The 14,675-nt window shown below is 63.2% G+C and carries 15 protein-coding genes; 7 read left to right on the forward strand and 8 right to left on the reverse strand.

All coding sequences use genetic code 11. The annotated features are described in order from the left end of the window. Window positions 1–34: 34 nt before the first annotated feature. Both upp and N436_RS05425 read left to right on the forward strand, forming a co-directional pair. A complete protein-coding gene (gene upp / locus N436_RS05420; protein ID WP_011532223.1) occupies window positions 35–673 on the forward strand; it encodes a uracil phosphoribosyltransferase in 639 nt (212 codons plus the stop codon). A 2-nt stretch (window positions 674–675) separates the two neighbouring features. Then, window positions 676–1,950, forward strand: a complete 1,275-nt coding sequence (locus N436_RS05425; RefSeq protein WP_016713295.1) for a uracil-xanthine permease family protein — start codon at window positions 676–678, stop codon at window positions 1,948–1,950. Between the two features lie 70 nt (window positions 1,951–2,020). Here the strand turns inward: N436_RS05425 and hemH are convergent, their stop codons facing one another. Both hemH and N436_RS05435 read right to left on the reverse strand, forming a co-directional pair. Continuing rightward, window positions 2,021–3,034 carry a ferrochelatase gene (hemH, locus tag N436_RS05430; protein WP_110740561.1) on the reverse strand — a complete coding sequence of 338 codons (1,014 nt, stop codon included), beginning with the start codon at window positions 3,032–3,034 and terminating at the stop codon, window positions 2,021–2,023. 13 nt (window positions 3,035–3,047) lie between these two features. Then, window positions 3,048–3,953, reverse strand: a complete 906-nt coding sequence (locus N436_RS05435; RefSeq protein WP_105945630.1) for a TIGR01777 family oxidoreductase — start codon at window positions 3,951–3,953, stop codon at window positions 3,048–3,050. Between the two features lie 187 nt (window positions 3,954–4,140). Between N436_RS05435 and N436_RS05440 the strand changes: the two genes are divergently transcribed. From N436_RS05440 to N436_RS05460, 5 genes are all read left to right on the forward strand, one after another. Continuing rightward, the gene (locus N436_RS05440; RefSeq protein ID WP_060500133.1) at window positions 4,141–5,127 is read left to right on the forward strand and encodes an NAD(P)/FAD-dependent oxidoreductase; all 987 of its coding nucleotides are present in this window, start codon (window positions 4,141–4,143) and stop codon (window positions 5,125–5,127) included. A 100-nt stretch (window positions 5,128–5,227) separates the two neighbouring features. Next, a complete protein-coding gene (locus tag N436_RS05445) occupies window positions 5,228–6,196 on the forward strand; it encodes a DUF523 and DUF1722 domain-containing protein (protein WP_110740562.1) in 969 nt (322 codons plus the stop codon). Then, window positions 6,186–7,085, forward strand: a complete 900-nt coding sequence (locus tag N436_RS05450; RefSeq protein WP_110740563.1) for a MerR family transcriptional regulator — start codon at window positions 6,186–6,188, stop codon at window positions 7,083–7,085. Before N436_RS05445 ends, N436_RS05450 begins: the two co-directional genes overlap by 11 nt. Next, window positions 7,076–8,503 carry a deoxyribodipyrimidine photo-lyase gene (gene phrB / locus N436_RS05455; RefSeq protein WP_105945627.1) on the forward strand — a complete coding sequence of 476 codons (1,428 nt, stop codon included), beginning with the start codon at window positions 7,076–7,078 and terminating at the stop codon, window positions 8,501–8,503. Before N436_RS05450 ends, phrB begins: the two co-directional genes overlap by 10 nt. A gap of 13 nt (window positions 8,504–8,516) precedes the next feature. Continuing rightward, window positions 8,517–9,218: an SDR family oxidoreductase gene (locus N436_RS05460; protein ID WP_110740564.1), complete on the forward strand. Its 702-nt coding sequence runs from the start codon at window positions 8,517–8,519 to the stop codon at window positions 9,216–9,218. Window positions 9,219–9,234: 16 nt separating this feature from the next. Here the strand turns inward: N436_RS05460 and N436_RS05465 are convergent, their stop codons facing one another. From N436_RS05465 to hemA, 6 genes are all read right to left on the reverse strand, one after another. Then, the gene (locus N436_RS05465) at window positions 9,235–9,753 is read right to left on the reverse strand and encodes an acyloxyacyl hydrolase (RefSeq protein WP_110740565.1); all 519 of its coding nucleotides are present in this window, start codon (window positions 9,751–9,753) and stop codon (window positions 9,235–9,237) included. A 101-nt stretch (window positions 9,754–9,854) separates the two neighbouring features. Then, the gene (gene murI / locus N436_RS05470) at window positions 9,855–10,652 is read right to left on the reverse strand and encodes a glutamate racemase (protein ID WP_110740566.1); all 798 of its coding nucleotides are present in this window, start codon (window positions 10,650–10,652) and stop codon (window positions 9,855–9,857) included. Beyond that, complete coding sequence (locus N436_RS05475) at window positions 10,645–11,400, reverse strand: molybdopterin-synthase adenylyltransferase MoeB (protein WP_016713305.1); 756 nt, start codon at window positions 11,398–11,400, stop codon at window positions 10,645–10,647. The genes murI and N436_RS05475 overlap by 8 nt, the downstream gene beginning before the upstream one ends. Beyond that, on the reverse strand, window positions 11,394–12,224 hold the full coding sequence (gene prmC / locus N436_RS05480) for a peptide chain release factor N(5)-glutamine methyltransferase (protein ID WP_110740567.1): 831 nt from the start codon (window positions 12,222–12,224) through the stop codon (window positions 11,394–11,396). Before prmC ends, N436_RS05475 begins: the two co-directional genes overlap by 7 nt. Next, a complete protein-coding gene (prfA, locus tag N436_RS05485) occupies window positions 12,224–13,306 on the reverse strand; it encodes a peptide chain release factor 1 (protein ID WP_016713307.1) in 1,083 nt (360 codons plus the stop codon). The genes prmC and prfA overlap by 1 nt, the downstream gene beginning before the upstream one ends. Beyond that, a complete protein-coding gene (gene hemA, locus N436_RS05490; RefSeq protein ID WP_105945622.1) occupies window positions 13,303–14,580 on the reverse strand; it encodes a glutamyl-tRNA reductase in 1,278 nt (425 codons plus the stop codon). The genes prfA and hemA overlap by 4 nt, the downstream gene beginning before the upstream one ends. Window positions 14,581–14,675: the final 95 nt, after the last annotated feature.

The following is a 14,675-nucleotide window of genomic DNA, read 5'->3' on the forward strand; positions in this document are numbered from 1 at the left end:
CGCGGTTTTTTTGCCCGCCTTTCGGAGCCCCCCTATGCCCACTCGTGAGATCCGCCATCCGCTGATCCGCCACAAGCTCGGCCTGATGCGCCGTGCCGATATCAGCACCAAGAATTTTCGCGAACTCGCCCAGGAAGTCGGCGCGCTCCTGACCTACGAAGCCACCCAGGACCTGCCACTCGAAACCTACGAGATCGACGGCTGGTGTGGCAAGGTTCAAGTTGAAAAAATCGCCGGCAAGAAAATCACCGTGGTGCCTATCCTGCGCGCCGGCATCGGCATGCTCGACGGCGTGCTCAGCCTGATTCCGGGCGCCAAGGTGAGCGCCGTCGGCGTTGCCCGCAACGAAGAAACCCTGGAAGCCCACACCTACCTGGAAAAACTCGCGCCAGATATCAACCAGCGCCTGGCCCTGATCATCGACCCGATGCTGGCCACCGGCGGCTCGATGGTCGCCACCATCGACCTGCTGAAAAAGGCCGGCTGCAAAGAGATCCGCGCCATGGTGCTGGTTGCCGCGCCAGAAGGCATCGAAGTGGTGGAAAAAGCCCACCCGGATGTGCAGATCTACACCGCCTCGATCGACCAGCGTCTGAACGAACACGGCTACATCGTGCCGGGCCTGGGCGATGCCGGTGACAAGATCTTCGGCACCAAGCAAAAGGACGCCTGACCATGCAGGACGGCTTCAACGACCCGCTCTGGCGCCAGGTCGTTTCGGGCGCGCAGATGCTCTTCGTGGCATTCGGCGCGCTGGTGCTGATGCCATTGATCACCGGCCTCGACCCGAACGTCGCGCTGTTCACCGCCGGCATCGGCACCCTGCTGTTCCAGCTGGTCACCGGCCGCCAGGTACCGGTGTTCCTGGCCTCCAGCTTTGCCTTCATCACCCCGATCATCCTCGCCAAGGGCCAGTTCGGCCTGGCCGAGACCATGGGCGGCGTGATGGCCGCAGGCTTCGTGTACACCTTCATGGGCCTGATGGTAAAAATCAAAGGCACCGGGTTCATCGACCGCATGCTGCCGCCGGTGGTGATCGGCCCGGTGATCATCTCCATTGGCTTGGCCATGGCACCGATTGCTGCCAACATGGCAATGGGCAAGGCCGGTGATGGCAGCGTGCTGCTGCCGTACAAGACCGCCATGATGATCTCGATGCCGGCGCTGCTCACTACGCTGATCGTCGCCGTGTTCGGTAAAGGCATCTTCCGCCTGGTGCCGATCATTGCAGGCGTGCTGGTAGGCTTTGCCCTGTCGTTCGCCTTTGGCGTGGTCGATACTGCCAAGATCGCTGCTGCGCCGTGGCTGGAGATTCCCAACTTCACCGCACCGGCGTTCAACTGGCAGGCCATCCTGTTCATCGTTCCGGTAGCCCTGGCTCCGGCGATCGAGCACATTGGCGGGGTGATCGCGGTGGGCAGCGTGACAGGCCGCGACTACCTGAAAAAGCCTGGCCTGCACCGCACCCTGCTGGGTGACGGCCTGGCCACTACCGCAGCCGGCCTGTTCGGTGGCCCGCCCAACACCACCTACGCCGAAGTGACCGGTGCGGTGATGCTGACCAAGAACTACAACCCGAAGATCATGACCTGGGCGGCGGTCTTCGCCATCACCCTGGCATTTATCGGCAAGTTCGGCGCGCTGCTGCAGAGCATCCCGGTGCCGGTGATGGGCGGCATTCTGTGCCTGCTGTTCGGCTCGATCGCGGCAGTGGGCATGAACACCATGATCCGCCACAAGATCGACCTGGCCGAAGCGCGCAACCTGGTGATCGTGTCGGTCACCTTGGTGTTCGGTATCGGCGGCGTGCTGATCGGCAGCGGTGACGGCCCGGATGACTGGGGCCTGAAAGGCATCGCCCTGTGCGCCATCGTGGCGATTGCCCTGAACCTGATCTTGCCGGGCAATGATGGCTGGAAGCACAAGAAGCTGGATGATCAGTTGCCTTGATCCAGCTTTAACCTGAACCGGCCTCTTCGCGGGCAAACCCGCGAAGAGGCCGGTTCAGGCAACCATCAAATCAGGCCTTTTCGCACATCTGCGCCAACACCCTCACCCACTCGGGGTGATCATTCAGGCACGGCACCAGCACCAGCTCCCGCCCGCCGGCCTCGACAAACTGTTCGCTGCCACGCATGCCGATCTCTTCCAGCGTCTCGATGCAATCGGCCACGAATGCCGGGCACATCACCAACAACTTCTTCACCCCTGCCTTGCCCAGCTCATCCAGCCGCGCTTCGGTATAGGGCTCGATCCACTTGGCCCGCCCCAGCCGCGACTGGAACGACACCGACCACTTGCCATCCGGTATGCCCATCTTCTGCGCAAAGGCCTTGGCCGTGGCCAGGCACTGCCCGCGGTAGCACACCGCACGCATCTCGGCGCTGGCATCCTTGCAGCAGTCGGCTGCCTGGAAATCGTGTTTGCCGGTCGGGTCCAGCTTCTTCAGGTGCCGCTCCGGCAAGCCGTGGAAGCTCAGCAACAGGTGGTCGTAATCCTGCTCCAGGTACGGCCGCGCGCTGGCGACCAGCGCCTCGATGTAGTCCGGATGCTCGTAGAACGGTTGCAGCACACGCATCTGCAACGGCAACTGACGCTCGTTGACCGTCTGCCTGGCCAGCTCGACCACAGTGGTCACCGTGCTGTCGGCGAACTGTGGATAAAGCGGTGCCAAGGTCACCTTGCGTACACCCTGGGCCGCCAGGCGCTCCAGCACGTCAGGCAGGGCCGGCTGGCCATAGCGCATGGCAATTTCCACCGGGCCGTGGGGCCAGTGTTCGACCATGGCGGCCTGCAGACGACGGGTCAGCACCACCAGCGGCGAACCCTCCTCCCACCAGATCGAGCCATAGGCATGTGCCGACTGCTCCGGGCGCTTGACCAGGATCAGCGACACCAGCAGCCGCCGCACCGGCCAGGGCAGGTCGATCACGTACGGGTCCATGAGGAACTGGTTGAGGTATCGGCGTACATCGGCCACCGATGTGGAGGCCGGGGAACCCAAGTTGACCAGCAGCAGGGCGTGATCGGTCATGCAGCGTCCTATGTCAGAGGCGGCTGGACAAGTTGTCCAGGGCCGATTGCAGATCGTTGAAGCGGAAGGTGAAGCCAGCCGCCAACAAGCGTACCGGGCGTGCCCGCTGGCCACCCAGCAGCAAGGTCGACAGCTCGCCCAGTCCAGCCTTGAGCAGCAGTGCCGGCACCGGCAGCAACGCCGGCCGATGCAGGGTGCGCCCCAGACGCCTGGCGAACTCGCGGTTGCGCACCGGCTCCGGGGCGCAGGCATTATAAGGACCGCTGGCATCCTTGTGCTGCAAGAGAAAATCAATCAGGGCGACCTGGTCGTCTATATGGACCCACGGCATCCACTGCCGACCATCGCCCAAAGGCCCGCCCAGCCCTAGCTTGAAGGGCACGCGCAGACGCGACAAAAAGCCGCCATCGCTGGCCAGCACCAGCCCGGTTCGCACCAGCACCACGCGGATGCCCTGTGCCTGGGAACGCAGGGCCGTTTCCTCCCAGGCAATACACAACTGGCTGGCAAAATCTTCGCGCACCGGCGGTGATGCCTCGGTCAGCTCGCGCTCACCACCATCACCGTACCAACCGACCGCAGAGCCGGAGATCAGCACGTCTGGTCGCTGCTCGCGGGTACCCAGCCAGCTCAGCAACTGCTCGGTCAGGGTAACGCGGCTGGCCCACAGCAGGTTACGCCGGGCTGCCGTCCAAGGCCGGTCGGCAATCGGCGCGCCGGCCAGGTTGACCACCGCATCCAGGTGATCGTCCGCTTCCAGTTGCTCCAGGCGGGCAATGCCACGCACACCACTGCCACACATTTTCGGCACTTGCTCAGGTCGCCGGCTCCACACCGTCAGGCGATGGCCTTGGCCAAGCCAGTGCTGGCAGAGGTGCCTGCCTATCAACCCGGTGCCGCCTGTCAGCAATATATGCATGGCTGTGTCCTCGCAGAATGCGGCGGTGGTCTATTTTTAACATCAAGGCACTTTTTTGACCCGACGCTCTCGGATAAACATAGGCCAACCTGCCCGCCAAAGCGGAATAACCTTATACAGAAATTCTGGATTGTACAGGTTTGCCTGACAGCGTAGTCTGCTTACAGCAAGGTTTGAAGAGGCCATCATGACAGTACCTATCGCCATCATCGGGGCCGGTATCGCCGGCTTGTCAGCTGCCCAGGCCTTGCAGAAGGCGGGGCAATCCGTGCATTTGTTCGACAAAGGCCACGGCAGTGGCGGTCGCATGGCCAGCAAGCGCAGCGAAGCCGGCGCGCTCGACCTCGGCGCGCAGTACTTCACTGCCCGTGACCGGCGTTTCGTCGAGCAGGTACAACAGTGGGTTGCCGCTGGCTGGGCCGAGCAGTGGAAGCCGCAGCTGTACAACTACCGTGACGGCGAACTCACCCCCTCCCCCGACGAGCAGACGCGCTGGGTGGGCGTGCCCCGCATGAGCGCCATCACCCGTGGCCTGCTCAAGGATGTGACGGTGAACTTCGGCTGCCGCATCGCCGAGGTGTTCCGCGGCAAACAGTACTGGCACCTGCAGGACACCGAAGGCTGCAGCCATGGCCCCTACAGCCGCGTGGTGATCGCGGTACCGGCACCGCAGGCTACGCCGCTGCTGGCTGCCACACCAAAACTGGCTGCCGTGGCCGCTGGCGTGCAGATGGAGCCCACCTGGGCCGTCGCCCTCGCCTTCCAGGCGCCGCTGGATACGCCGATGCAAGGCTGTTTCGTGCAAGACAACCCGCTCGACTGGCTGGCCCGCAACCGCAGCAAACCCGGCCGTGACGAGCAACTCGACACCTGGGTGCTGCACGCCACGTCTGACTGGAGCCGGCAACACATCGACCTGCCCAAGGAAGAAGTGATCGAACAGCTGTGGGGCGAGTTCGCCGAGCTGGTCGGCTGCGTGGTGCCCGCACCTACCTTCGCCCTGGCCCACCGCTGGCTCTATGCACGCCCCAGCAGCAACCACGAATGGGGCGCACTGGCCGATGCCGACCAGGGCTTGTACGCATGCGGCGACTGGTGCCTTTCCGGCCGCGTCGAGGGCGCCTGGCTCAGCGGCCAGGAAGCGGCACGGCGACTGCTCGAACACCTGGAATGATGTAGCGCTATACAAAAATAATGGTTTGCATAACTTCAGTGCTGTGCTGGAATAAACCTGTACAAATTTTTTGTCATGTACAGGTTTACCGGAGGCAGCCATGCACGACCCTTCCACCCACAGCAAGCCGCGTATCGCCATCAGCGCCTGCCTGACGGGTCAAAGCGTGCGCTATAACGGCGGCCACAAGGCCTCCGACCTGTGCCTTACTCAGCTGGAACAACATTTCGACTGGCAGCCGGTGTGCCCGGAAGTGGCAATCGGCCTTGGCGTTCCGCGTGACCCTATCCGCCTGGTAGGCAACCCCGAACATCCTGAAGTGGTCGGCACCCGTAACCCCGGCATGGACCTGACCGGCCCGCTGCGCACGTATGGCGAACAAATGGCCGACGAGCTCGACGACATCTGCGGCTACATCTTCATGCAGAAATCACCGTCTTGCGGGCTGGAACGGGTCAAGGTCTATCAGGACAACGGCCACCCGGCCTTCCAGGGAGGACGCGGCGTCTATGCGCAGGCGTTCTGTATGAAACGCCCGGACCTACCCGTGGAAGAAGAAGGCCGCCTGCACGACGCCGTGCTGCGAGAGAACTTCATCAGCCGCGTGTATGCCTACGCCGACTGGCAGCGCCTGCTGGCCGAGGGCCTTAGCCGTGGCGCGCTGGTGCGCTTCCATTCGCGTTACAAATACCTGGTGATGGCCAACAACCCCCAGGCCTACCGCACCCTCGGGCGCCTGCTCGGTAGCATGAGCCGCGATGACGACCCGCAAAGCATCGGCCCGCGCTACTTCAGCCAACTGATGCAGGCCCTGCGCCGCTGCGCCAGCCGCGGAACCCACAGCAATGTGCTGCAGCATCTCTGCGGCTATTTCAAGGACAGCCTGACGCAACAGGACAAAGCCGAACTGCAGACGGTCATCGGCCAGTATCAAAAAGGCGTGGTACCGCTGGTGGTGCCACTGACCCTGCTCAAGCACCATTTACGCAACCACCCTGACCCCTACCTGCAGCAGCAAGCGTACCTGCAGCCGCACCCCGAAAACCTGGGCCTGCGCAATGCCGTCTGAAACCTTGTTGCCCATCGGTGAGCTGGCCCGCCGCACCGGCGTCAACCCGGTCACCCTGCGCGCCTGGGAGCGCCGATATGGCCTGCTCAAGCCACAGCGCACCGCAAAAGGGCACCGCCTGTACCCGCTGGAACAGGTCGAACGGGTCGAGGCCATCCTTGCCTGGCTGCAGCGGGGGGCCTCGGTCGGGCAGGTGCGCGAGCTGCTCGACAAACCCTCCAGCACTGCGCCCAAAGGCGACTGGCAGGCCCGGCAGCTCCAGCTGATCGAGGCTATCGCCAACCTGTCACAGCGCGCCCTTGACCACCAGCTCAACCAGGCAATGGCGCTGTACCCTGCCGTTACCCTGTGCGAACAATTGCTACTGCCACTGCTCGACCTGCTCGACCTGCGCTGGCGCAATTACTTCAACGCGCAACTGGAGCAGGTGTTTTTTCACAGCTGGTTACGCAGCAAGCTCGGCGCCCGCGTGTACCACGACAACCAGTTGCTGCAGGGCCCGGCCGTATTGCTGGTGGAAGACGGTGAACGTGCTTTCAGCCCCGGTTTATGGCTATGCGCCTGGTTGCTCACCAGCAACGGTTTCCCGGTAGAGGTGCTGGAGCACCCGGTCACCGGCCCACACCTGCAACGTGCCGTAAGCACGCTTGCCCCGCGTGCCGTGCTTCTGCACCTGGGGCCACGCTTTGATGGCAAGGCACTGCAACGCGCCCTGCACAACCTGCCCGTGAAAACCTTGGCCGGTGGTGCGACGGTGGTACTGCATGAAGCGCAGCTGCGTGCCCTCGAGCTGCCAGACCTCGCCCTGTTCGACACCCCTCAGGCGGCATTGCGCTTGCTTCAAGCCCATGACCGCCAGCCTGAAGAGACGCCTGCCCCATGCATTTGACCTGGCTGCGCAGTGACCTGCGCATCGATGACAACACTGCGCTCAGCGCCGCCAGTGAACGCGGCCCGACCATCGCCCTGTGGCTGGTCAGCCCCGGTCAGTGGCTGGCCCACGACGACGCCGCCTGCAAAGTCGACTTCTGGCTGCGCAACCTGCGCGACGTGCGCCAGTCGCTGGAAGGCCTGAATATTCCCCTGCTGATCCGTAGCATCGACACCTGGGACCAGGCACCACAGGCCGTGCTTGAGGTATGCCGCCAGCACCAGGTGGCAAGCGTTCACTGGAATGAAGAGTACGGCATCAACGAACAGCGCCGTGACGATGCCACCCGAGCCCTGCTGGAGAAGTCGGGCATTCAGGCACACAGCCACCTCGACCAGCTGTTCTTCCGCCCGGGCACAGTCCTCACTCGCAGCGGTGATTACTTCCAGGTTTTCAGCCAGTTCAAAAAAACCTGTCTGGAGCACCTGCACCGCAGCCTGCCAGCCATGGCTCACCGGGTTAAACAGCAAGCGCCCCTGCAGATCCAGAGCGACCCGATTCCGCAGCATGTGGAGGGTTTTGAAAAGCCCGAGCGCGCCCTGCAAGCACATTGGCCGGCAGGTGAAGCCGAAGCGCAGGGGCGGTTGTCTCGCTTTCTCGATGAAACCATTGATGACTACCAGCAGCTGCGTGACCTGCCAGCCAAACCCGGCACCAGCCAGCTTTCGGCCTACCTGGCCGCAGGGGTGATCTCGCCGCGCCAGTGCCTGCACGGTGCCCTGGCCAGCAACCGGGGCGAGTTCGACAGCGGCAGCACCGGCGTGCAAACCTGGATCAACGAGCTGCTGTGGCGCGAGTTCTACAAGCATATCCTGACCGGTTACCCACAGGTCTCGCGCCACCGCGCCTTCCGCGCGCAAACCGAAGCGCTGCCTTGGCGCGATGCACCGGCAGATCTGGAAGCCTGGGAACAGGGCCGCACCGGTTTCCCGATCATCGACGCCGCCATGCGCCAGTTGTTGCACACCGGGTGGATGCATAACCGCCTGCGCATGGTGGTGGCCATGTTCCTCAGCAAGAACCTGCTGATCGACTGGCGCAAGGGCGAGCGCCACTTCATGCGCCACCTGATAGACGGTGACCTGGCCGCGAACAACGGCGGCTGGCAGTGGAGCGCGTCTACCGGCACCGATGCAGTGCCCTACTTCCGTATCTTCAACCCGATTTCGCAGTCGCAGCGTTTCGACCCGCAGGGGCGGTTCATTCGGCACTGGCTGCCGGAATTACGTGACCTCGACGATAAAACCATCCATGAACCCGTGAAATTCAGGGATCTTTTTGATAATAATTTGTATCACTGTCCAATGGTGAATCTCAGTAGCAGTCGCCAGCGTGCACTGGAAGCCTTCAAGGGGCTACCACGTCGGCAGAATTAGAGGGCACAACGTCTTGATTAACTCACGCAGTTTTTGGGTTACAGGCGCCAGCAACGGATTAGGTCTGGCTTTGGTGGAACGCTTGCTCGAACAGGGCCATCGCGTTGCCGCCAGTGCTAAGGAAAGCGATGAATTGAACGCCTTGGCGGCACAGCATGGGCGGCGCTTCTTGCGCCTGCCCTGGCAGTTGCATGCCGATGGGCAAGCGGCGGATGCGTGCCGGCAGATATGCCATGCCTGGTGCACGTTGGATGGCCTGATCCTCAACGCCGCTACCAGCGACTACCTGGATGCCCCTCTGGCGGGCAGCGATGTGTTCGAGGCGATTGTCACCAGCAACCAGGTGGCGGGTGAACATAGCCTTGCCAATGCGCTGCCTTTGCTGTTGAAAGGTGAATCACCGCAGGTGATGGCCGTTTTCAACCGCTATTCGGCGCTGCAGCTGTACGCACCAACCCAGGTGAGCGCCGGCTGGAACAACATGCCGCAATGGATACGTGAACAGCGCAAGACGCTGAAAGGCCAAGGGGTAGACGTTACGGTGGTCAGCCCCCAATCGCTAAAGACACCCGTGACACCGGCGCAAGCGATACCGGAGGAATGGACGCCGCAGCGTGCGGCTGAAGAACTGCTGCGGCGGTGGCCACAGAGAGAGCCAGAGTTGGTGCTGGAAACACTTGATCTGAGCAGTCTATGGCCGCTGCCACGCAGCTAGTCGGCTAACGTGCGGCCTACAGCGCCATACGGTAATGCAGGCTATAACTCTCTACTCCATCGTTGGGCTCTTTGATGCCCGCGTTGGAGTAGTGAATGGCCCGTACGCCGATCTCATGCCCGCCGGCAAAGCGCAAGCCAAAGCCGATGCGGTCTTCGAACTGGAATGCCGAGCCCAGCTCGTTGCTTTCCAGCTCGGTGCTGGAGAACGCTGCAACACCGATTCCCGCCTCGATGTAAGGCTTCACCGACTCCCCGGCAAACTCATAGACGAACACTGGCGCAAACGACAGGCTATGGTTGCTTGCCGTCTTGTCGCCATCCCAGTAGGTGTATGCCCCATCCCAATAGCCGGTCAGGCGACCCACACTGGTCTGCCACCAGCTCGCGTCCCAGTTCGATTGCAGCCCCAGCCGGTAGACCATGGTCGAATCGCCGGTCTGCCCCACCGAAAAAGAAACGTCCGCAGCTTGCGCCGCCAGTACTTGCCCCAGGGTAAAGGCAGCAGTCGCCACCAAGCCGAGCAGCTTTTTCATGAGCAACATCCTTCTTTGCTGTTATTAGTGTCCGCCTCATGTCAGGCAAAGCGGTAGAAAGCGGCAGTGGAACGATAGTTCAGCTGGTTTTCACGTTTTTTTCACAGCACAAAGCTTTGCACACTGCCGGACTTATGCCACAGCAAAGGTAGGATTTTTCTGAGAGATTGCGGATCGGCACTGGTCCAGAAGCGGGTATCCCGGGCCGGCCCGTCGGCCAGCAGGTCATTCGCGCCCAGCAGCCGCTGCAACTGGCGCGCCACCGCGGCGCCGGTGTCGATGATGGCCACATCGGCTGGCACCATGCCGGCCAGCAACGGGCGCAGGAAGGGGTAATGGGTGCAGCCCAGGATCAGCGTGTCGCAGCCAGCGGCCAGCAACGGCTGCACATAACCTTGCAACAACTGGCGCATTGCCGGGCTGGCCAGGTCGCCGGCCTCGATCAACTCGACCAGCCCCGGGCAAGGTTGGGTGATGACCTGTACGTCATTGGCAAAACGGTCGAGCAAGGCGGCGAACTTGGCGCTTTGCAGGGTACCGGTAGTGGCCAGCACACCGACCACGCCCGAGCGCGTGGCGGCGGCAGCGGGCTTCACCGCCGGCTCCATGCCCACCAACGGCCAGGTCGGGTACAACTCGCGCAGGTCGGCCACCGCCGCCACCGTGGCGGTATTGCAGGCCAGTACCATGGCCTTGGCGCCCTGTTCATGGAAGAACGCAGCAATGCGCCGTAGACGCTCACGGATATAATCTGGCGACTTCTCGCCGTAGGGTATGTGGCCGCAATCGCCCACGTACAGCAGCGTCTCGTTGGGCAGCAGCCGCTGGATCTCGGCGAGCACCGACAAGCCGCCGACCCCGGAGTCCATTACGCCGATCGGCGCCGAACGCTCAGCCATCGCGCTTGCCGCAGACTGCACAGGCCGGGTCGCGCTTGACCCGCAATTCGCGGATGCGCGTGCCGAGAGCATCGATCAACAACAGGCGGCCGACCAGCGGCTCGCCGAACCCGGCCAGCAGCTTCATCGCTTCCAGCGCCTGCAAGCTGCCCACCAGCCCCACCAGTGGGCCGATCACACCGGCTTCGCTGCACGTCAGCTCGGCTTCGCTGCCATGCCCGTACAGGCAGTGGTAGCAAGGGCTGTAGTCACGTCGTGGGTCGAACACCGACAACTGCCCTTCCAGGCGGATCGCCGCGCCGCTGACCAGTGGCTTGCCAGCCGCGACACACGCGGCGTTTACCGCCTCGCGGGTACCGAAGTTGTCGGAGCAATCCAGTACCAGGTCGACCGCCGCCACGGCGGCAGCGAGCGAGTCCTCGTCCAGTGCCTGGCGGTGGGCAACCAGGCTGATTTCCGGGTTGATCGCCTCCAGGCGCTGCAAGGCCGAGTCGACCTTGCTCATGCCCACGCTGGCGCTGTCGTGGATGACCTGGCGCTGAAGGTTGGTGAGGTCGACGGTATCGAAATCAGCCAGGTGCAGTTCACCGACCCCAGCGGCGGCCAGGTACAACGCAACCGGTGAGCCCAGGCCACCGAGCCCGACGATCAGCGCCTTGCTCTGCTTGAGCCGCAACTGGCCATCGATGTCGATCTGGGCCAGCAGCACCTGCCGGCTGTAACGCAACAGTTCCTCATCACTCAGCATGGCAGGCGCCCCAGGGTAATGCGTTCATGGCCGCCCAGGTCCGTGCGGCTGGCAACCTCGATAAAACCGTGTTCCGCCAGCAAGGCGCATACCGCTGCTGCCTGATCGTAGCCATGCTCCAGCAACAACCAGCCCCCCGGCAACAGGTGCACAGGGGCCTGGGCGGCGATCACGCGCAGGTCGTCCAGGCCATCGACGCCAGCGACCAGCGCACTGCTGGGCTCGAAGCGCACGTCACCGGCCACCAGATGCGGATCTGCAGCTGCGATGTAAGGCGGGTTACTGACAATCAGGTCAAAACGCTCGCCGACCAGGCTATCGAACCAATGGCTTACCCGCACCTGGGCATTAGCCAGGCCCAGGCGCTGGCGGTTGCGCTCAGCCAGGGCAGCGGCCTCTTCTACCCGGTCAACCGCAGTCACCTGCCAGGCCGGGCGATCGCTGGCCAAGGCCAGGGCAATCGCGCCCGTACCGGTGCCCAGGTCCAGCACCCTGGCTGGCGAGGCGGGTTGCAGTTCGAGGGCCGTCTCGACCAACAGCTCGGTGTCTGGCCGCGGGATCAGGGTATGCGGCGCCACTTCCAGGTCGATTGTCCAGAAGCCCTGCTGCCCGAGGATATAAGCGACCGGCTCGCCGCCACGGCGGCGCTGCAGGTAACCCGCGTAAGTCTCGGCATCTTCGCTGCTGACGATACGCTCAGGCCAGGTGTGCAGGTAGCTGCGCGACTTGCCGATGGCAGCCGCCAACAGCAGTTCGGCATCCAGCCGTTCGGTGGGCGATTCGGGCAACTGCGCGTTGCGCAGCAGGCTGGCGATGATGGTCATCAATCCCCCAGGGCGGCCAGTTGATCGGCCTGGTATTCGGCCAGTAGCGGTTCGATCACCGCCTCTACGCCACCACTGAGGATGTCGTCCAGCGAGTACAGGGTCAGGTTGATGCGGTGGTCGGTCACCCGGCCCTGTGGATAATTGTACGTGCGGATGCGCTCGGAGCGGTCGCCAGAGCCCACCAGCAGCTTGCGCTCGCTGGCGATGGCATTCTGTGCTGCGCTGGTCTGCATGTCGTTGAGCTTGGCCGACAGCCAGGACATGGCGCGAGCCCGGTTCTTGTGCTGCGAACGCTCTTCCTGGCATTCGACCACGATGCCGGTAGGCAAGTGAGTGATACGGATGGCCGAGTCGGTCTTGTTCACGTGCTGGCCACCGGCGCCGGATGCACGGTAGGTGTCCACGCGCAGGTCGGCCGGGTTGATTTCGATGGCGGCCTGTTCGTCCGGCTCGGGCAGCACCGCCACCGTGCATGCGGAGGTGTGCACACGGCCCTGGGATTCGGTCTCGGGTACGCGCTGGACGCGGTGAGCACCCGACTCGAACTTGAGCTTGCCGTAAACGTTTTCACCCTCGACACGGGCGATGATTTCCTTGTAGCCGCCGTGCTCGCCTTCGTTCTCGGACAGAATCTCCAGGCGCCAGCCACGCTTTTCAGCGTAGCGCGAGTACATGCGGAACAAGTCGCCAGAGAAGATCGCCGCCTCGTCGCCACCGGTGCCGGCGCGGATTTCGAGGAACACGTTGCGACCGTCGTTAGGGTCTTTGGGCAACAGCATGCGTTGCAGCTGCGCCTCCAGCGTCAACAGTTGCTCCTTGGCTTCACGCACTTCTTCCACGGCCATTTCGCGCAGGTCCGGGTCACTGTCCTTGAGCAGCGCCTGGGCGCCTTCGAGGTCGTCCTGCACTTTGCGCCACTCTTTATAAGCAGCGTAGACCGGCTCGACCTCGGCGTACTCACGGGAATACGCGCGAAAGCGTGTCTGGTCGGAAATGACCTCGGCGTCACCGAGCAGGGCGGTGAGTTCTTCGAAGCGGTCCTGGAGGATTTCCAGTTTGTTCAGCAGCGACGCTTTCATTGCGGGGATTTGTCCGTGGAGCCCTCGTTGAGGGCAAAGAGTTCCTGGGCCATGGCCAGCGCATCGAGGCGGCCCTCGGCCGAGAGCTTTTTCAACTGCACGCTGGGCGCATGCAGGAGTTTGTTGGTCAGGCCCCGGGCCAGTTGGGCCAGCACGTCTTCGGGGTTGCCGCCGTTCGCCAGCAGGCGCTGGGCTTTTTGCAGTTCTTCGTCGCGCAGGCGCTCGCTTTGCTGGCGATAGGCCTTGAGCACATCCACCGCAGCCAGTTCACGCAGGCGCAGCATGAAGTCTTCGGCGCCCACCGACACCAGCTCTTCGGCAGCCTGGGCAGCGCCCTGGCGGCTCTTGAGGTTTTCCGCCACCACGTCGTGCAGGTCATCGACAGTGTACAGGTAGACATCGTCCAGTTCGCCGACTTCAGGTTCGATGTCACGCGGTACGGCGATGTCGACCATGAAGATCGGCTTGTGCCGGCGCTGCTTAAGCGCACTCTCGACCGCGCCTTTGCCCAGGATCGGCAACTGGCTGGCGGTGGAGCTGATGACGATGTCGCTGTTGGCCAGCTCCTGGGGGATGTCGGCCAGCAGCACGGCATGCGCACCGAACTGCTCGGCCAGCGTGCTGGCGCGCTCCAGGGTACGGTTGGCCACAACGATACGACGTACGCCCTGCTCGTGCAGGTGGCGGGCGACCAGGGTGATGGTTTCGCCGGCACCGATCAGCAAGGCCTGGCTGCGACCCAGGTCGGCGAAGATCTGTTTGGCCAGGCTGACCGCGGCAAACGCCACTGAAACCGGGTTTTCGCCGATTGCGGTGTCGGTACGCACCTGCTTGGCGGCGCTGAAGGTGGCCTGGAACAGGCGCCCGAGCAACGGGCCGACAGTACCTGCTTCACGCGCCACGGCGTAGGCCGACTTCATCTGGCCGAGAATCTGCGGCTCGCCGAGCACCAGCGAGTCCAGGCCCGAGGCCACGCGCATCATATGCTTCACGGCATCGTGCTCTTCGTGCACGTAGGCGCTGGCGCGCAGTTCGTCGAGGCTGAGGCGGTGATAGTCGGCCAGCCATTGCAACACGGCGTCGGCGGACAGGTGGTCCTGCTCTATATAGAGCTCGCTGCGGTTGCAGGTCGACAGGATCGCCGCTTCGCGGCTGGATGTCAGTCGGCAGAGCTGCTGCAGGGCGTCTACCAGCTGCTCTGGGGTAAACGCCACGCGCTCGCGTACGTCTACCGAGGCAGTCTTATGGTTGATACCAAGTGCAAGAAAGGCCATGCAAGGTCGCTGGTTGTGACGGGAAGCCGATAATTGTCCTCTTTCGCAGGTTTTTGGACAACCACCGTTCGCTATTGTCGTAATGGCCACACTTG

Source organism: Pseudomonas sp. RV120224-01b, assembly GCF_003208145.1.
GTDB classification, from domain to species: Bacteria; Pseudomonadota; Gammaproteobacteria; order Pseudomonadales; family Pseudomonadaceae; genus Aquipseudomonas; species Aquipseudomonas monteilii.

Excerpts from the sequence above, each read along its gene's own strand:
- upp (WP_011532223.1), top strand. The coding sequence starts at position 35 with ATGCCCACTCGTGAGATCCGCCATCCGCTGATCCGCCACAAGCTCGGC.
- N436_RS05425 (WP_016713295.1), top strand. The coding sequence starts at position 676 with ATGCAGGACGGCTTCAACGACCCGCTCTGGCGCCAGGTCGTTTCGGGC.
- hemH (WP_110740561.1), bottom strand. The coding sequence starts at position 3,034 with ATGACCGATCACGCCCTGCTGCTGGTCAACTTGGGTTCCCCGGCCTCC.
- N436_RS05435 (WP_105945630.1), bottom strand. The coding sequence starts at position 3,953 with ATGCATATATTGCTGACAGGCGGCACCGGGTTGATAGGCAGGCACCTC.
- N436_RS05440 (WP_060500133.1), top strand. The coding sequence starts at position 4,141 with ATGACAGTACCTATCGCCATCATCGGGGCCGGTATCGCCGGCTTGTCA.
- N436_RS05445 (WP_110740562.1), top strand. The coding sequence starts at position 5,228 with ATGCACGACCCTTCCACCCACAGCAAGCCGCGTATCGCCATCAGCGCC.
- N436_RS05450 (WP_110740563.1), top strand. The coding sequence starts at position 6,186 with ATGCCGTCTGAAACCTTGTTGCCCATCGGTGAGCTGGCCCGCCGCACC.
- phrB (WP_105945627.1), top strand. The coding sequence starts at position 7,076 with ATGCATTTGACCTGGCTGCGCAGTGACCTGCGCATCGATGACAACACT.
- N436_RS05465 (WP_110740565.1), bottom strand. The coding sequence starts at position 9,753 with ATGAAAAAGCTGCTCGGCTTGGTGGCGACTGCTGCCTTTACCCTGGGG.
- murI (WP_110740566.1), bottom strand. The coding sequence starts at position 10,652 with ATGGCTGAGCGTTCGGCGCCGATCGGCGTAATGGACTCCGGGGTCGGC.
- N436_RS05475 (WP_016713305.1), bottom strand. The coding sequence starts at position 11,400 with ATGCTGAGTGATGAGGAACTGTTGCGTTACAGCCGGCAGGTGCTGCTG.
- prmC (WP_110740567.1), bottom strand. The coding sequence starts at position 12,224 with ATGACCATCATCGCCAGCCTGCTGCGCAACGCGCAGTTGCCCGAATCG.
- prfA (WP_016713307.1), bottom strand. The coding sequence starts at position 13,306 with ATGAAAGCGTCGCTGCTGAACAAACTGGAAATCCTCCAGGACCGCTTC.
- hemA (WP_105945622.1), bottom strand. The coding sequence starts at position 14,580 with ATGGCCTTTCTTGCACTTGGTATCAACCATAAGACTGCCTCGGTAGAC.